14 protein-coding genes are annotated in these 16,548 nt (G+C 32.1%); 7 read left to right on the top strand and 7 right to left on the bottom strand.

Annotation, left to right across the window (positions count from 1 at the left end; genetic code table 11):
* Positions 1–12 precede the first annotated feature (12 nt).
* The 6 genes from AAFU52_RS20040 to AAFU52_RS20015 form a co-directional block, all read right to left on the bottom strand.
* Positions 13–981 (bottom strand): polysaccharide pyruvyl transferase family protein, encoded by a 969-nt coding sequence (locus AAFU52_RS20040; protein WP_438423336.1) that lies wholly within the window; start codon positions 979–981, stop codon positions 13–15.
* A 13-nt stretch (positions 982–994) separates the two neighbouring features.
* A complete protein-coding gene (locus AAFU52_RS20035) occupies positions 995–2,278 on the bottom strand; it encodes a hypothetical protein (RefSeq protein ID WP_438423335.1) in 1,284 nt (427 codons plus the stop codon).
* A gap of 6 nt (positions 2,279–2,284) precedes the next feature.
* Positions 2,285–3,826, bottom strand: coding sequence for an oligosaccharide flippase family protein (locus AAFU52_RS20030; protein ID WP_438423333.1), 1,542 nt, complete (start codon positions 3,824–3,826; stop codon positions 2,285–2,287).
* A gap of 52 nt (positions 3,827–3,878) precedes the next feature.
* The gene (locus tag AAFU52_RS20025; RefSeq protein WP_438423330.1) at positions 3,879–5,162 is read right to left on the bottom strand and encodes a nucleotide sugar dehydrogenase; all 1,284 of its coding nucleotides are present in this window, start codon (positions 5,160–5,162) and stop codon (positions 3,879–3,881) included.
* 31 nt (positions 5,163–5,193) lie between these two features.
* Positions 5,194–6,192 carry an SDR family oxidoreductase gene (locus AAFU52_RS20020; protein WP_024769143.1) on the bottom strand — a complete coding sequence of 333 codons (999 nt, stop codon included), beginning with the start codon at positions 6,190–6,192 and terminating at the stop codon, positions 5,194–5,196.
* A gap of 313 nt (positions 6,193–6,505) precedes the next feature.
* Positions 6,506–8,512 carry an alpha-ketoacid dehydrogenase subunit alpha/beta gene (locus AAFU52_RS20015; protein WP_438423326.1) on the bottom strand — a complete coding sequence of 669 codons (2,007 nt, stop codon included), beginning with the start codon at positions 8,510–8,512 and terminating at the stop codon, positions 6,506–6,508.
* A 256-nt stretch (positions 8,513–8,768) separates the two neighbouring features.
* Between AAFU52_RS20015 and AAFU52_RS20010 the strand changes: the two genes are divergently transcribed.
* From AAFU52_RS20010 to AAFU52_RS19985, 6 genes are all read left to right on the top strand, one after another.
* Positions 8,769–9,719: an isopenicillin N synthase family dioxygenase gene (locus AAFU52_RS20010; protein ID WP_024769141.1), complete on the top strand. Its 951-nt coding sequence runs from the start codon at positions 8,769–8,771 to the stop codon at positions 9,717–9,719.
* 8 nt (positions 9,720–9,727) lie between these two features.
* Positions 9,728–10,057, top strand: coding sequence for a translation initiation factor (locus AAFU52_RS20005; protein ID WP_024769140.1), 330 nt, complete (start codon positions 9,728–9,730; stop codon positions 10,055–10,057).
* Positions 10,058–10,072: 15 nt separating this feature from the next.
* Positions 10,073–11,011, top strand: coding sequence for a DUF1835 domain-containing protein (locus AAFU52_RS20000; RefSeq protein WP_438423324.1), 939 nt, complete (start codon positions 10,073–10,075; stop codon positions 11,009–11,011).
* A gap of 1 nt (position 11,012) precedes the next feature.
* On the top strand, positions 11,013–11,891 hold the full coding sequence (locus AAFU52_RS19995; protein WP_438423323.1) for a nucleoside phosphorylase: 879 nt from the start codon (positions 11,013–11,015) through the stop codon (positions 11,889–11,891).
* Positions 11,892–12,275: 384 nt separating this feature from the next.
* Complete coding sequence (locus AAFU52_RS19990) at positions 12,276–13,127, top strand: substrate-binding domain-containing protein (protein WP_438423321.1); 852 nt, start codon at positions 12,276–12,278, stop codon at positions 13,125–13,127.
* A gap of 301 nt (positions 13,128–13,428) precedes the next feature.
* The gene (locus AAFU52_RS19985; protein ID WP_024769136.1) at positions 13,429–13,614 is read left to right on the top strand and encodes a hypothetical protein; all 186 of its coding nucleotides are present in this window, start codon (positions 13,429–13,431) and stop codon (positions 13,612–13,614) included.
* Positions 13,615–13,620: 6 nt separating this feature from the next.
* Here AAFU52_RS19985 and AAFU52_RS19980 read toward each other — a convergent pair whose 3' ends face one another.
* On the bottom strand, positions 13,621–14,286 hold the full coding sequence (locus AAFU52_RS19980; protein WP_438423320.1) for a uracil-DNA glycosylase: 666 nt from the start codon (positions 14,284–14,286) through the stop codon (positions 13,621–13,623).
* An 88-nt stretch (positions 14,287–14,374) separates the two neighbouring features.
* On the opposite strand from AAFU52_RS19980, the gene AAFU52_RS19975 reads away from it, so the two are divergent.
* Positions 14,375–16,546 (top strand): endonuclease MutS2, encoded by a 2,172-nt coding sequence (locus AAFU52_RS19975; RefSeq protein ID WP_438423318.1) that lies wholly within the window; start codon positions 14,375–14,377, stop codon positions 16,544–16,546.
* The last annotated feature ends 2 nt before the right edge of the window (positions 16,547–16,548 follow it).

The following is a 16,548-nucleotide window of genomic DNA, read 5'->3' as shown; positions in this document are numbered from 1 at the left end:
TTAAATATTTTATTAGTTTAACTGATTTGTTACCTTTTCTTTTAAGGCATTGGCTAAATCATGATGTTTTTCAAGATTCTTTACCAAAGTATTCTTATCTATTTTTCCTTCTAAAGGAAAATTGGCCGTGTACTCACCTGTTTTACTATCGATATCAATTCTATTAAATAGTTCCAGAATACCATCAAATCGACAAGAATCTACAAAACTGTCAAATCCATTGACAAAGATTACAGGAGTTCCCATAGCAAGGCAAGGCAAGGCACAATGAATCCTTGAAGTGATCACTAGCTTTGCTTTGGCATATTTATTTAAAAGTTCTTCTGCCATACCAAATTTCTCTTCATCAGAATATGTATTGGATGGAGGTTCTTGATTGATAAATTCCGCAGAAGCCAGTACTTCTTCACTAATAAAATTCTTTAGGTGTTTATTCTTTTTCCCTAATTGAAATGCGGTACCATTAAGAATATTCTTTATTGTAATTTTGGTATTATAAAATATTTTCTCAGGTCTTGGATAGCTATAAAGAGGATCTACAATATAAATAGTATCATCTCTTTCCGAATCATCAACTTTGTATGAATCCAAGGTTAGTGTTAGGCAACCAGTAAAATGAGCATCTATACCTTTTGCTTTTAATGTATCTGCAGTAAATTGATCCCTACATCCGATAGGTTCGTGTTTTTTTAAGTATGCAATCCCTTTTTCGCTTAACATATGTGGAGCTGCAGTATTATTCATATGAAAAGAGACAAATACTGGGTCAATATTTTCTGATGGAACCCAATTATGAATATTATGAGTAAACCAACCATTCATAACAAGTTTAACTGGATCTCCCTTGTAATCGGCTAATCTTTCTCTATTCAAAAAAACATCAACTTGTGGTAAAAACTGTTTAGCAGCAAGACTTTGAATATTGTCTCCAACATTAAAAAACCGCTTATTTTCATCATATTTAAGTAGTCCGTATTTCATTAGTCAATATTTTTTAGTGCATTATTTTTTTATACAATCTTCTTAACCAGGGAAATTTATTTCGTATAATAAACTTGATCCTATGCTTTATTTTATTGGGATTATTAATTTTTTGTTCTAAGAGGTCGTCTATTTTCCCTTCTCTTATCTTATTAATTTGTATTGTTTCTTCTTTCTTATCATTAAAGACGTAAAAGTCATCTACTTTTTTTGCTTTTTCCATTAGTTCCCACCAGAAGTACTGAACTCCTTTACTGGCAGAACCTATTTTTAATACTTTATAAAACTCATCATATATCTTTTCATCTACATTAAAACCATAATCATTAGGGTTTTTCTCGTTTAAAATCAGGCCTAAGATTGTTCTAAAGCATTTCTCACAATTACTGCAATTAAATTCTGTTCTTAACTCAGAATAACATACTCTTAATTTAAACTTAGCATTAGTTTTAGTAGCAAACTCTGCTATCGAATCAACTTTGTCTTGCCTTTTTAGTTCGTATCCATCATGAAATACTTCAATACCTCCTCCCCATGTAATTTTATGATCAATTTCTGGTGTAGAGCCCCAATCAATATCAATATGATCTGTATATGAAGATGCGATATAAATCGCGTTATACTTTTTTATAAAAGAAATAGGGGCTACAGATCCTACAAGTGCCAAACCATGTTGTACTTTTCCCCACCACCCTATATCTTTTAATAGTAGCTCTACCTGATATGTATAAAAGTCACGTAGATTTGTTTCTATAAATTCTTTACTGTTATTATTTAGTAACGCTTCACTTTCTATAAAACTGGTAAAACCGTTCCACTGTGTTTTATCTTCAATAGTAATATCTGCACCATGAATAGTTACCAAATCTGGTTTTTTATCATAAATCCTTATATAGGTTGCATATGCATCTACTCCTCCACTAAATAACATTGCAGGTGTAGTTCCTTCAATATTATTTTTTATTAGTTTCCCTGCTATTAATTTTCCATTAAGAGTATATGACGAATCTCTCTTTGCAAATTCTTCTTTTATTATTTCTTGGGCATGGTAAAAATCTTCATCTACCTCATCTACTTCAATCGTAAATCCAGCAAACCATGCTATAGGAAGTATGTTTGATAAAAACGGGATCACTGCAATACTATCAGGAATATTACTTACATCTATTTGATAGCTTACATATAATGATTGATCTTCTACAAAAAACTTCTGAACCTGAGAATCAGCAACATAATCATAAACGATTTTCTTTCCTTCTTCTGAATAGGATATATTATGAAGTTTTACTTTTTCCATCGTAGTTTATTTTCGTTTTAATATTGAAGCAATAGGTTTGGTAAATAATTGTTTCTCATATTCTAATAATCCAAAAAAGTACATCATCACTACAAATACCATAGTATATGCACTTCCTTTTAGTATAAAATTTCCCCATCCATCACCTTGGATATAGTTTATAAAATACCCTATTAACACCACTACTAGTATAACTATGAGTGTTTTATTCAACAATTCTCTAAAAAACCGGAAGATATTTAAGCCAATTTTTTTCTGATAATAAAAATTCATCACATTTTGTACTACCAACCACCCTGCAACTAATCCAGAGATCATTCCTAATGCGCTATATTTTACTGCGAGAAACCCACCCAGTACTGTACCCAAAATCATAAACACAAGATATAGAATTGCTTTAAAGGATAATTTATTCTTAGCTTCTAGAATAGAATTCCCAAATGCTTGCAGCAATGGTAACGTATATCCTATCATAATTATCAATGCAATACTATATATCTCTCTACATTCTTCTGAATTATATTTACCGTCTGCTTCCAATTCTCCGCCTCCTACCCATAAATTAATAAATTGTTCTCCATACAGTATAAAAGCTCCTAAAACATACATTAATACAATAAAGGATAACCTACCTAATTTGATCATCATGTCGGTTAACTCTTCTCCTGTTGCATTCCTTACTGCCATTTGCGTTGCTCTGGGTAAAAAAACACTAGATATTGCAGTAGAAAAAGCTCCATAATATGTTCCCAGGGCGATTCCTATTCCATAAATACCTAAAACCTTCGGTACACTCATAGCTCCCAGCACCCAACTACCTGATTTCCACTGTAGCATTCCTACAATAGAAAACACAAAAATCCAACTAGAATATTTTAAAATTTGTTTGATAAACGCTTTAGAGAGCTGGTGTAATTTAAATCGTACATTAAGTTTTTTAAGCACATAATATGCAGATACTGATATTGTAAAAATATTAAATACAGAATCTACGATTACCAAAGATATTGCGCGACCTCCTAATAGAAGTACAGCTACTACCGTTATTGATCTTAAAAGATATCTGATAACACTAACAGATTCTGGAAACACGAATGCTTCATATCCTTTACAGATTCCGGTAAAAATCATTCCCGGGAGTTGAATTGCTAAATTAAAAATCAAAATAACAAACATTACTTTGGCAATTTTGAGTTCTTCGACACTAAACTTTGTAAAGTATGAGTCTATAAAGAAATAGAAAACAATCCCTAGAATAATAACGAGTAGAGAAATAACGAAATATAGAATTCCGATTGTTGCCAAAAAATTCTCTTCTCCTTTCCTATCTTTTTCTGCTCTATATTTAGCTATAAAGCGAACAACTGTATTAGTAAGACCAAAATCTAAAAGAGCAATGGTACCAATTAATGCTCCAATTGCATTAAATATACCATATTCATCTTTTCCCAAATAACTAACAATCAAAGGTGTAATCACAATACCAATAATATTAGTAAGGAAAATCTTTAGATACGTTAGGAATGCCCCTTTTTTTAGTTGGCTCAAAATGATTAGTCTTAAGTTGTTATTTTGTTATACTACCGTTTGGATTCCCCAATTATAATCTTCCGTGTACGTTTTCTTTCAGTATTCCCTTAACATCATATAGAACACCATTTGGTGAAAGCATAGATTTTAAATTTATATCTAAAAATTCTTTATGCGCAACTGTTAATACCACTGCATCATATTTTTCTTTTGGTAAATCAATTGTAGTTTCCAGGTTATATTCATGCATGACTTCGGCGGGGTTTGCCCATGGATCATATACAGTAACTTTGGTTCCAAAGTCGCCTAACTGTCTAATAACATCAACTGCTCGTGTATTACGTACATCGGGGCAATTTTCTTTAAATGTCACACCGAGCACTAATACTTTTGCTCCTTTTATATGAATATCGTGTTTCACCATAAGCTTAATTACTTCTGATGATACATATTGTCCCATACTATCATTTAATCTACGTCCAGCCAATATTATTTCTGGATGATATCCAAATTCTTGCGCACGTTGAGCCAGGTAATATGGATCAACACCAATACAATGGCCACCTACAAGTCCTGGTTTAAAAGGAAGAAAATTCCATTTAGTTCCAGCTGCTTCCAGCACATCATTGGTATCTATATCCATTAAGTTAAAGATTTTAGCCAACTCATTAACAAAAGCGATATTAATATCTCTTTGCGAGTTTTCGATAACTTTTGCTGCTTCTGCCACTTTTATTGTTGGAGCAAGGTGAGTTCCTGCTGTAATAATCGAAGCGTATAAATCATCTACTTTTTTCCCAATTTCAGGAGTGGATCCTGCTGTAACTTTCAGGATTTTTTCAACTGTATGTTTTTTATCTCCTGGATTGATTCGCTCTGGTGAGTATCCTGCAAAAAAGTCTTTATTAAATTTCAGTCCACTTATTCGTTCCAGTACAGGAACACATTCTTCTTCGGTAACTCCTGGATATACTGTAGATTCATAAATAACAATATCTCCTTTTTTTAATACCTTACCAACAGCTTCACTAGACTTATACAAAGGTGTAAGATCCGGTCTGTTATTTTTATCTACAGGGGTAGGCACCGTGATCACATAATAATTACAACCTTTTATATCTTCTATATCAGAAGAACAATAGAGTCCGTTTTCATCTAAATCGTTATTATCCTTCAATACCGATTTTAATAACTCATCTTCTACTTCTAAAGTAGAATCCGTTCCTGAACGTAATTCTTTGATTCTTTTTTCATTGATATCAAAACCTATTACCGGATATTTGGTTGCAAATAATCTGGCTAAAGGTAGTCCTACATATCCCAATCCAATGATGGCAATCTTAATATTTTGCATAGTTATTCTTTATTTACTAGAAATTTAGAGTCTATTTTAGATGCTTCCAGTACCACTTTACGGCTTCTTCTAATCCCGATTTAATATCAAATTTTGGAGCGTACCCCAAAAGTGTTTTTGCTTTATCAACAGATGCTAAAGAATGTGGTATATCTCCCTTACGTTCAGGCCCATACACAATATCTACATCTGCAATAGCAGCATCATATGTAGATAAGTATTCTTTTAATAAAACCGTTAATTCGTTTAGTGTTGTTCTCTCTCCGTAAGCTGTATTATATACGTTATTTATTGCTTCTTGATTATCAGAAACAATCGCCAATAAATTCATTTGGATTACATTATCAATATAAGTGAAATCTCTTGAGAATAAGCCATCTCCATTAATTACCGGGGATTCATATTTCATAAACTGCATTACAAATTTTGGAATAACAGCAGCATATGCTCCATTAGGATCTTGCTTGCGACCAAATACATTAAAGTATCGTAAACCTACTGTATCTAAATCATATGTCCTTTTAAAATTATCAGCATACAGTTCGTTAACGTATTTGGTTATAGCGTATGGTGATAATGGTTTCCCTATGTTTTCTTCTACTTTTGGTAAAGCTTCAGAATCACCATATGTCGAAGAGCTTGCGGCATAAATAAAACGTTTTACTCCTGCATCTCTAGAGGCTACCAGCATATTAAGAAATCCTCCAACATTAACGTCATTAGTAGTAATAGGGTCATTGATTGACCGTGGCACCGAGCCTAATGCAGCTTGATGTAATACAAAATCAACCGAATTACATGCTTTATGGCAATCATCAAGATTTCTAATATCTGCTTCAATAAAAGTAAAGTTAGAATTCTTTAGAAGTGGATCGATATTTTTCTGGTGTCCCGTTGCAAAATTGTCCAATCCGATCACAGTACTTCCAATTTCTAAAAGTGTTTCGCAAAGATTAGACCCTATAAATCCTGCTGCACCAGTCACTAGTATTTTTGAAGAACGAAGATGTTCTAGTTGTTTCGCGTTCATGAATTATATTTTAACCCCCTGTTTTTTAGTCCAAAAGACCATGCTTTTGCTTAGTCAGCGCGAAATTAAGATTTACTTATAGAACATACAACATATGTTAAAGGGGATTTTACCCCTATTTAAAATTTATAATATTTTGTTAACCTAAAAAGTCTCCAATTAACACAATACTCATTTTCAACTATCTATAAATCAAATAGTTAAAAACAAAACAGATTGTAAAATTTTAGCAACTAAAATTTTACAATCTGTTAAAAAAAATAAACGCAAGGTTATGTATAGTATCTATTGATAAATATAACTTGTATTAAAACTAGAATTCTAATAGCAATAACAATTCTTCTTCAAATCTGTTTTTACCTAAATATTGGGTTTCAAGATTAGTATCAAATGGAATTGGAGTTTGTAAACTTGCTACTCGTTTTACCGGTGCATCAAGAAATGTGAAGCAATTTTCCATAATTAATGCCGAAATATCCGAAGCTATACCTCCAAAAAGGGAATCTTCTTGCAAAATAATAACTTTGCCGGTTTTTTTCACTGATTGATATATAGCATCTGTATCCAAAGGTTGCAGTGTTCTTAAGTCAATAAGATCCGCATTGATCTGTGTATGTTTTTCTAACACATCCAATGCCCAATGCACACCCGCGCCATAACTTATGATAGTAATATCTTTTCCTTCTTTTAACATAGAAGCTTTACCCAATGGCAAATTATAATACCCTTCAGGAACTTCTTGACGAATACTTCTATACAGTGCTTTATGTTCAAAAAACAACACTGGATTAGGATCTTCTATTGCAGTAGTCAACAAGCCTTTTGCATCATACGGAAACGCTGGATATACAACTTTAAGTCCTGGTGTTTTGGTAAACCATGCTTCATTAGTCTGGCTATGAAACGGGCCTGCCGCGACACCTGCACCACATGGCATTCTAATTACAACATCTGCAGATTGGCTCCATCGATAATTTGATTTTGCCAACAGATTAACAATTGGATTAAATCCTGAAGACACAAAATCAGCAAATTGCATTTCGACAACAGCCTTATAATTATTAATAGACAGACCATATCCAGCTGAGACAATTCCTGATTCACAAATTGGAGTATTGCGTACTCGTTCTTTTCCAAATGCTTCTAAAAAACCATCTGTTATTTTAAAAACTCCACCGTATTCTGCTATATCCTGCCCCATGATCACAAGCTTATCATATCGGTGCATACTTTCTTTTAAACCATCAGAGATTGCATCAATCAACCTTAGTTCTTTTGTATTGGTATCAGGTTTTATTTCCTGATAATCAAATGATGTGTACACATCATTTAACTCTTTATCCAAATTAACATCAATCGCTTCTTCTGTATTTGCACGCTCCCAATTGGTTTCTATTTCAGTTTTTATAGTGGATTTTTTTTCAAGATCATCTTCTACAGAAATTAGTCCCTGATCAATCAGGTAGTTCTTATAGTTTTCTATAGGATCTTTAACACTCCAACGCTCCATTAATTCCTTAGGCACATATTTGGTTCCACTTGCTTCTTCATGCCCTCGCATTCTGAAAGTTTTAAATTCTAATAAAACCGGTCGTGGATTATTCCTTATACTATTAGCTAAATTACTAACCTTATCATATACTTCTAATATGTTATTTCCATCAATAATATGAGATTCCATACCATATCCCAAACCACGATCCGCCAGATGTTTACAATTATATTGCTCGCTGGTTGGAGTAGATAATCCATAACCATTATTTTCTATACAGAACAATACAGGTAAGTTCCATACCGAAGCAACATTAAGTGCTTCATGAAAATCTCCTTCGCTGGTTCCTCCTTCTCCTGTAAATACTGCAGTAACTTTATTGTTCTTTTTTAAGAGATTTCCCATAGCAATACCACACGCTATTCCCATCTGTGGGCCCAAGTGAGAAATCATACCAACAATATTATAATCCTGCGTTCCGAAGTGAAAAGAACGATCTCGTCCTTTGGTAAACCCATTTGCTTTTCCTTGCCATTGACTAAACAATCGGTATAAAGGAATTTCTCGTGTTGTAAACACTCCTAAATTGCGATGCATTGGCAATATATATTCTTCGCTTTCTAAAGCAGCTGTTACACCTATAGATATTGCTTCCTGTCCTATACCACTAAACCATTTAGATATTTTTCCTTGTCTTAACAACACAAGCATTTTCTCTTCAATAAGCCTTGGTTTAAGCATTTTGAGATATAATGAGATCAGCTGATCATCTTTGTATTTTTTTCGGTCAAAATGTAGTTCTATTTTTTCCTTTGAAATGTGCTCCATAGCAGAAAATTTGTGAAGTAAAAATACTTATTTTTACTTCACAACTCGCATCGCAATTATAATATTATTAAGTAGTTGTTAATTTACCCTAAACAATTCTACGAATTAGTTAAATTTACCATGAATTAAGGTTTATACGTTCTTAATTAACAAATTTGACCGATATTTTACAACAATAAATAAATTTGAAGTGCTATTAGGAGTTTTTGGTCAAATACACCTATTTTAGTGCTACTAATACACAAAGAATAGACTAATGAATAATATACCAAGCGTAGATTTGGCTGATTTTTTATCAAAAGATCCTTCGCGAAAACAAAAATTTGTCAACGAAATAGGAAAAGCCTATGAAGAAATAGGTTTTGTCGCATTGAAAAATCATTTTTTAAGTGACAAACTTGTAGAAAACTTATATCAGGAAATTAAAGATTTTTTCGCACTACCTACAGATACTAAAGAAAAATATGAAATTGAAGGATTAGGTGGACAAAGAGGGTATACCTCTTTTGGGAAGGAACATGCCAAAGGTAAAAAAGAAGGAGATCTTAAAGAGTTTTGGCATTTTGGACAAGAACCAGATACAGATGCTAAATTAATTGAAGAATATCCTGATAATGTTATTGTCAATGAGTTGAAAGACTTTAATGCTACAGGAATGGAAGCTTATAAAATGCTAGAAAAGACAGGGATATATGTACTTAGAGCATTAGCTATATACATAGGTCTTGATGAGCATTATTTTGATCATTGGGCAAGCAATGGTAATAGTATCTTGCGCCCTATCCACTATCCTCCTATTAAAGAAGAACCTAAAGGAGCTGTGAGAGCTGGTGCACATGGAGATATCAATCTGATTACGTTATTAATGGGAGCTTCTACAGGAGGACTACAAGTACAACATAGAGACGGACAATGGATTGATGCTCTTCCAAAAGAGGACGAACTAGTTATTAATGTTGGAGATATGCTAGAACGACACACCAATAATAAACTTCGATCTACAATACATCGAGTAGTAAATCCTCCTAAAGATCAATGGGGAAAACCAAGATATTCTATTCCTTTCTTTATGCACCCAAGAAGTGATATGAAGTTAAATTGCTTAGAAGAGTGTGTTACCAAGGATAATCCAAAACACTATGAGGATATTACGGCTGGAGAATTCTTGCATCAAAGGCTTGTAGAAATTGGATTAATAAAAAAATAGATTTCTTTATGGATTTACAAGATCAATTAAAAAATTTATTTCCTGATCACCAACCAGAAGAGGAAGAAAATGTGCAAGATCACCAAGATCAAATATGGATGCAGGATGATCCTATACTTTGTAAATATGAAAAACGAAAAGGAAAACCCATCACTATATTAGAGGGGTACACTGGTGCAGATGAAGATTTTAAAAAACTTGCTAAGGAACTAAAAACTCGTTTAAGTGTTGGTGGAAGTTTTAAAAATGATGCTATAATCATACAAGGTGATTATAGAAATCAAATTATGGAAATTCTTAAAGAAAAAGGATTTAAAGTAAAACGTGTTGGAGGATAATAATCAATAGCTATTTTGGGGAAAAACATATTACATATTACGAATGGGGATAGTCTAACTCAAAGAATGAAAGAGTTAGATCTTGTTACCGGAGAATTTATGACCTGGCGTGAAATGCTTTGCGAAGGGCCTACAGAAATTGAAGTAGAAGCAGAAGATTCTATTAAAAAGCGAGAAGCTTTTCTAAAAAAATACTACAGAATCGATTCTTCTGATTATGAAGAAAAATTTGTTTCACAACTCAAGAAAATAGATAATCTTACTAACTATACCGAAATCATATTATGGTTCGAATATGATTTATTCTGTCATATTAATATGATTGCAGCTATTAGTTTATTACTTCGTAAAGGTATTAAAGACATCCCTGTTTATTTGGTGTGTAGCGGTAGAATTGAGCACGAAAAAAAGCTATTTGGACTTTGTGAATTATCTGATAATCAATTAAAAGAACATTATAAAAACAAAGTTTTATTAACAACAGATGATCTTGAATTTGCTTCTCATATCTGGACTTTATACTGCGAATCAAAGCCGCAGAAAATGGCAGGGCAAATTAAGAGAGATTCTTCCTTTGAGTATATGTCTATATGCTTAAGAGCACATTTACAACGTTTTCCTAATATGTTAACGGGGCTTAATATTTTAGAACATAATATTCTGGAAATGGTAGATAATTACCACATCAAGAATATTAAACAACTCATGGGATATGCTTTGGAGTATCAAGGATATTATGGATATGGAGACATGCAAATGAAACGTGTTCTTGCTAGACTTTTTCAGTTTTTGGATCAAACAAAAGATAGACTTTTACTGTCCGAGAGAGGAAAACTAGCATTACAACACAAAAAAAACTTTTATAATACACAAATATTAGATTGGTATTATGGAGGTGTCAAAAAATACGATTACTTGTATAATAATGAAACACACACACTGTTAAAACTATAATATGGCTATAGCCGAATCAGAACTTATTCTTAATGAAGATGGTAGTATTTACCACCTAAATCTTAAACCAGAACATCTCTCCCAGAATATAATAACTGTTGGGGATCCTGATCGTGTTGAACAGATAACACAATATTTTGATACTATCGAATATAAAATTCGTAAACGAGAGTTTCATACACAAACAGGGACTTATAAAGGACACAGAATCACTGTAATTTCTACAGGTATTGGTACCGATAATATAGATATTGTATTTAATGAACTAGACGCCTTAGTAAATATTGATCTTATTACTCGTGAAAACAAAACAGAACACACTACGTTACAAATTGTTCGTATAGGAACTTCTGGATCAATACAACCAGATATTCCTATTGATAGTTTTGTGGTTTCAGAAATTGCGACTGGTTTTGATAGCCTTTTACATTTCTATAAAAGTGATCATGTGCAATTACCCGAAATCTCAATAGCTCTGGCAAAACATTTAAACCTAAATCAAAATAAATCAATGCCCTATACAGTAACCTATGATAAAAGCCTGGGAGAACATATGTTAAGTAGTATTGTAGCAAAAGGTCATACATTGACCAATGTTGGTTTTTATGGTCCACAAGGAAGAATTTTAAGATTATCACTACAAGATAATGAGCTCAATACAAAAATAGCTTCTTTTACTTATGAGAATAAAAAAATAACAAATTTAGAAATGGAAACTGCCGGTATGTACGGAATGGCAAAACTATTAGGACACAAAGCTGTATCTATGAATGCAATTGTGGCTAATCGTGCTACTGGAGAGTTTAGTCAAAACCCAAAAGAAACTGTAGATAAACTTATTAAATATACTTTAGATAAAATAGCAAGTTATCGTCTATGAATAGTTTGTTTGTAAAATAAAAAAGAATGAGTAGTAGGTCCTCATTCTTTTTTTATTATTTGGTTAATAATTAGATACTTCTAAAATGTATTAACCAAATAATATTTTAAGACTAATTAATAAATTAGTAAGCAACAATACTGCAATAAAGACTACGATGCCATTCTCAAGAGAATTATTTTTTAACTTCGCAACCTTTACATATGTATTTTTATTTTTTAAAAAATTCTTTTTCATAGCAATATTGTTTTTATTTGGGGTTAAAACTTTTTAAATATAAATTTCTTTAAAATAGTAATAGTTCAAATATATAAAAACCATTTGTTTTTATCGTTAAAAAACATAAATAATCGATGAAATACACATTTATTAATTTCAGATAGCATGCATACTATAAAAATAGGTGGTGTTCCTGAGCACTTCAATCTACCCTGGCATTTAACTATTGAAGACGGAAGCTATCTAAAAAACAATATACAATTAGAATGGACAGAATATCCTGGTGGTACAGGAGCCATGTGTGAAGCTCTAAGAAACAAAGATATCGATATGGCAATAATCCTTACCGAGGGTATTGTAAAAGATATTATAGCTGGTAATCCTAGTAAAATTATACAAACATATATCCAAACACCTCTTATATGGGGAATTCATGTAAGCGTTCATTCTAAATACACCCATCTTTCTGAACTTCAGAATACAAAAGCTGCTATTAGCAGGTATGGATCAGGTTCGCATTTAATGGCATATGTAAATGCTCAAAACCAAAAGTGGGATACCTCCCATCTACAATTTGAAGTTGTAAAAAATCTAGATGGAGCGGTTGAAGCATTAACTAATGGAAAAGCTGATTATTTTATGTGGGAACATTTTACTACAAAACCATTGGTTGATAATGGGACTTTTAGGCGAGTTATAGATTGCCCTACTCCCTGGCCTTGTTTTGTGATAGCTGTTAGGGAAGAGGTACTTAATACCAAAAAAGAAGAAATAAAGGCAATTCTGGATACTATAAATACTACCACTACAGATTTTAAGCATATCCCAAGTATAGACAGAACTCTGTCTTATAGATATGATCAGCAATTAGAAGATATACAGAAATGGTTACAACATACAGAATGGAGCCAATCTCTTATCGAAAAGAAAACACTTGTTGAGGTTCAGGATTACTTATTTAATTTACAAATCATTAACAAAAAAATAGCTCCCGAAAAATTAATTTATGACATCTAAGGTCTACATATATTAATATCCAAATAAAAAAAAGCGAAAATAAAGGGTAGGGATATCTTAAAATAAAACGTTACTACATAAAGGATATTTTAAAAATTAAGATTAAAAATATAATATATAAAATGCAAAGAGTAAACCCTTAGCAAATAATTAATTCTTAAATATCTATTAAGCAAGCATCTATACAAATAAAAAAAATTGTACATTTGCCGAGCCTACCCCCAATGAAATGAACTAATTATTAGCGCATACGCAACCTTATAGGGTTAATTGCATCTAATAATTAACTAACAAATCTATTATGGTAACTTTTTTAATAATACTAGCAAGTCTTATTATCTTCAACTTTATTCTGCTAAAATTAAGTACGCAATCTGTTGATACAGATAAAAAGAAATCAAGAACACAAAAAGTTCAGATTAACTCGGTATCTAATCAGTCTTCAGATGATAAGTCGAAATCTTCTGAAATACCTAACGCGGCATAAGTATATTTACCAACTTATTTCAGTTTGATTGGTTTCTAGCAAATATGAATTGGTTTTACTAAAATGCTTATTCCCAAACCAGTACCCCCTGTTAGCGCTTAGTGGAGAAGGATGCCCACTAGTTAAAATATGATGTTTTGATCTGTCTATCTTAGCTCCTTTTTTCTTAGCATAACCACCCCATAACAAGAAAACAACATTCTTTTTTTTATCAGATATAGTTTGAATAACAGCATCGGTAAATTGCTCCCAACCTTTATTTTGATGAGATCCAGCCTGATGTGCTCTAACGGTTAATGTAGCATTCAATAATAAAACTCCCTGCTTTGCCCAACGTTCTAAATTTCCACTTGATGGATATGGTAGTTCTAAATCTGTTTCAATCTCTTTAAAAATATTGATCAGTGAGGGAGGCATACTGATACCATCATTAACAGAGAAGCACAAACCGTTCGCCTGCCCTACTCCATGATAAGGATCCTGACCAATCACAACTACTTTAACATTATCAAAACTACAATGATCAAAAGCAGAAAATATCTCACTTCCATTTGGATAACATGTGTTATTTTTATATTCTGTTTTCACAAAATCTGCTAATGAACCAAAATATGGCTTATCAAATTCTTCCTCAAGTTGCTGATTCCAAGAGGGTTCAATATTTACATTCATATAGATGTCAAAAAATTATAGCAATTGTGTACTTTTGCCCTGTTCTAAAACTGATCGAATATAACCCAAAAATAGGGTAAAAAAAAGTATGATTCGTATTTCTAAAAAAACACTAGACGACCTAGAATTTGATACTGTGCAGAAACATGTTGCAGAACAGTGTAGTACAGATTTTGGTAAGTTGAAAGCATTACAAATTGTTCCCTTCGATACTGAAGAGCAACTTCATATTGCCCTACAAGAAGTATTCGAATATAAATCTTCATTATTAAATGATACTCGTATACCCAATCATGGATTCGATAGTATTAATAAAGAAATTCAATTATTAAATATTGAAAATACATTTTTAGAAGCTTTGAATCTAAAACGATTGGTTTCTATTAGTACTACTACTAATGATTTGCTATATTTTTTTAGAAAAAATGCAGAGCTATATCCTACACTCTATCAAACATCTTCTAAAGTAGTATTTACTAAAGAAATTATTAATCTAATCGAAATTGTGATTGATAAGTTCGGAGAGGTTAAAGACAATGCTTCTCCTGTATTACAACGTCTTAGAAAAGATATTCATAGTGTACAAGGGAAACTAAATGGAAGCTTTGGAAAAGACTTATCTCGATATAACAGCTTGGGATATCTAGATGAAATTAAAGAAAGTGTAGTAGATAACCGAAGAGTTCTAGCGGTAACTGCCATGTATCGGCGTAAAGTAAAAGGTGCCATCATGGGGAATTCTAAAACCGGAAGTATTGTTTATATAGAACCCGAAGCCACTTTACAATATAGTCGTGAACTTAGTAATCTTCAATATGAAGAACGAGAAGAAATCGTAAAAATACTAAAAGAACTAACTAATAAATTACGACCATTTACTGAGCTATTAGAGCACTATCAAGAATACTTAAGTGATGTAGATGTTGTTTCTGCTAAATCAAAATATGCAAGTCAACTTAACGCAGTATTACCAAAAATTACTACAGACAAAGAGCTAACACTTAAAGATGCATATCACCCATTACTATATCATACTAATAGAATAAAAGGAGAGAAAACCTTCCCTCAAACTATAACATTAAATGAGAATAATCAAATCATTGTTATTTCTGGTCCCAATGCCGGAGGGAAAAGTATTACTTTAAAAACTATAGGTCTACTACAAATAATGTTACAAAGCGGAATGCTCATTCCTGTACACGAATACAGCAGAATGTGTTTATTTGACGTTATCCTTACTGATATTGGGGACAATCAATCTATAGAAAATCATCTAAGTACATACAGTTATCGTTTGAAGAATATGAATTATTTCTTACGAAAATGTAATAGTAAAACGCTATTTCTAATTGATGAGTTTGGAACAGGTAGTGATCCAGAACTTGGTGGAGCACTAGCCGAAGCTTTCCTGGAGGTTTTCTATGAAAGAGGATCTTTTGGAATTATCACGACACATTATGCCAATTTAAAAATGCTGGCTAATGAGTTACCGAATATGAGTAATGCAAATATGTTATTTGATTCAAAAACATTAGAACCTCTATTTAAATTACACTTAGGTGAAGCAGGAAGCTCTTTTACTTTTGAAGTAGCTCAAAAAAATGGAATCCCTTATAGCCTTATCAATAAAGCAAAGAAAAAGGTAGAACGAGGTAAAATTCGTTTTGATAAAAGTATTGCCAATCTTCAAAAAGAGAGATCTAAATTACAAAAAACTACCGCTGGACTCAAAACCAAAGAACAAAAAGCAGAGGAAGAAAAAGATCGTCTGGAGAAGACCAACCAGCGTATTCAACGTAAGTTAGAAAGCTATCAGGAGTTATATGATGGTAATCAAAGAATGATTTATCTGGGGCAAAAAATCGATGATCTTAGTGAAAAATACTTTAACAATAAGAAAAAAAGAGAGTTAATCAATGAATTTATAAAAATCGTTGAAGTAGAAAACTCTAAACGAAAAAAACAGAGTGTAAAGCAACGAAAAGTAGAAAAAGCCAAAGAGGAAAAAGTCGTAAAAGAAGTTATCGAAAAAGTGCAGGTTATTCGTAAAAAGAAAAAGGAGGAAAAAAAGAAAGAAGAAAAAATCGAAGCGGCAAAACCAAAAGTGACTTTAAAAATTGGTGATCGAGTACGAATGATTGATGGAAGATCTATAGGTACTATAGATACTTTAGAAAAAGGAAAAGCTATTGTTAATTATGGAATTTTCACTACTAATGTAAGTATTGATCAATTAGAATTTGTAGAAAGAAAAAAATAAGC

The sequence above is a fragment of the Aquimarina macrocephali genome (assembly GCF_051627225.1).
Taxonomy (GTDB): domain Bacteria; phylum Bacteroidota; class Bacteroidia; order Flavobacteriales; family Flavobacteriaceae; genus Aquimarina; species Aquimarina macrocephali.
This window is presented reverse-complemented; position numbering and strand designations above follow the sequence as displayed.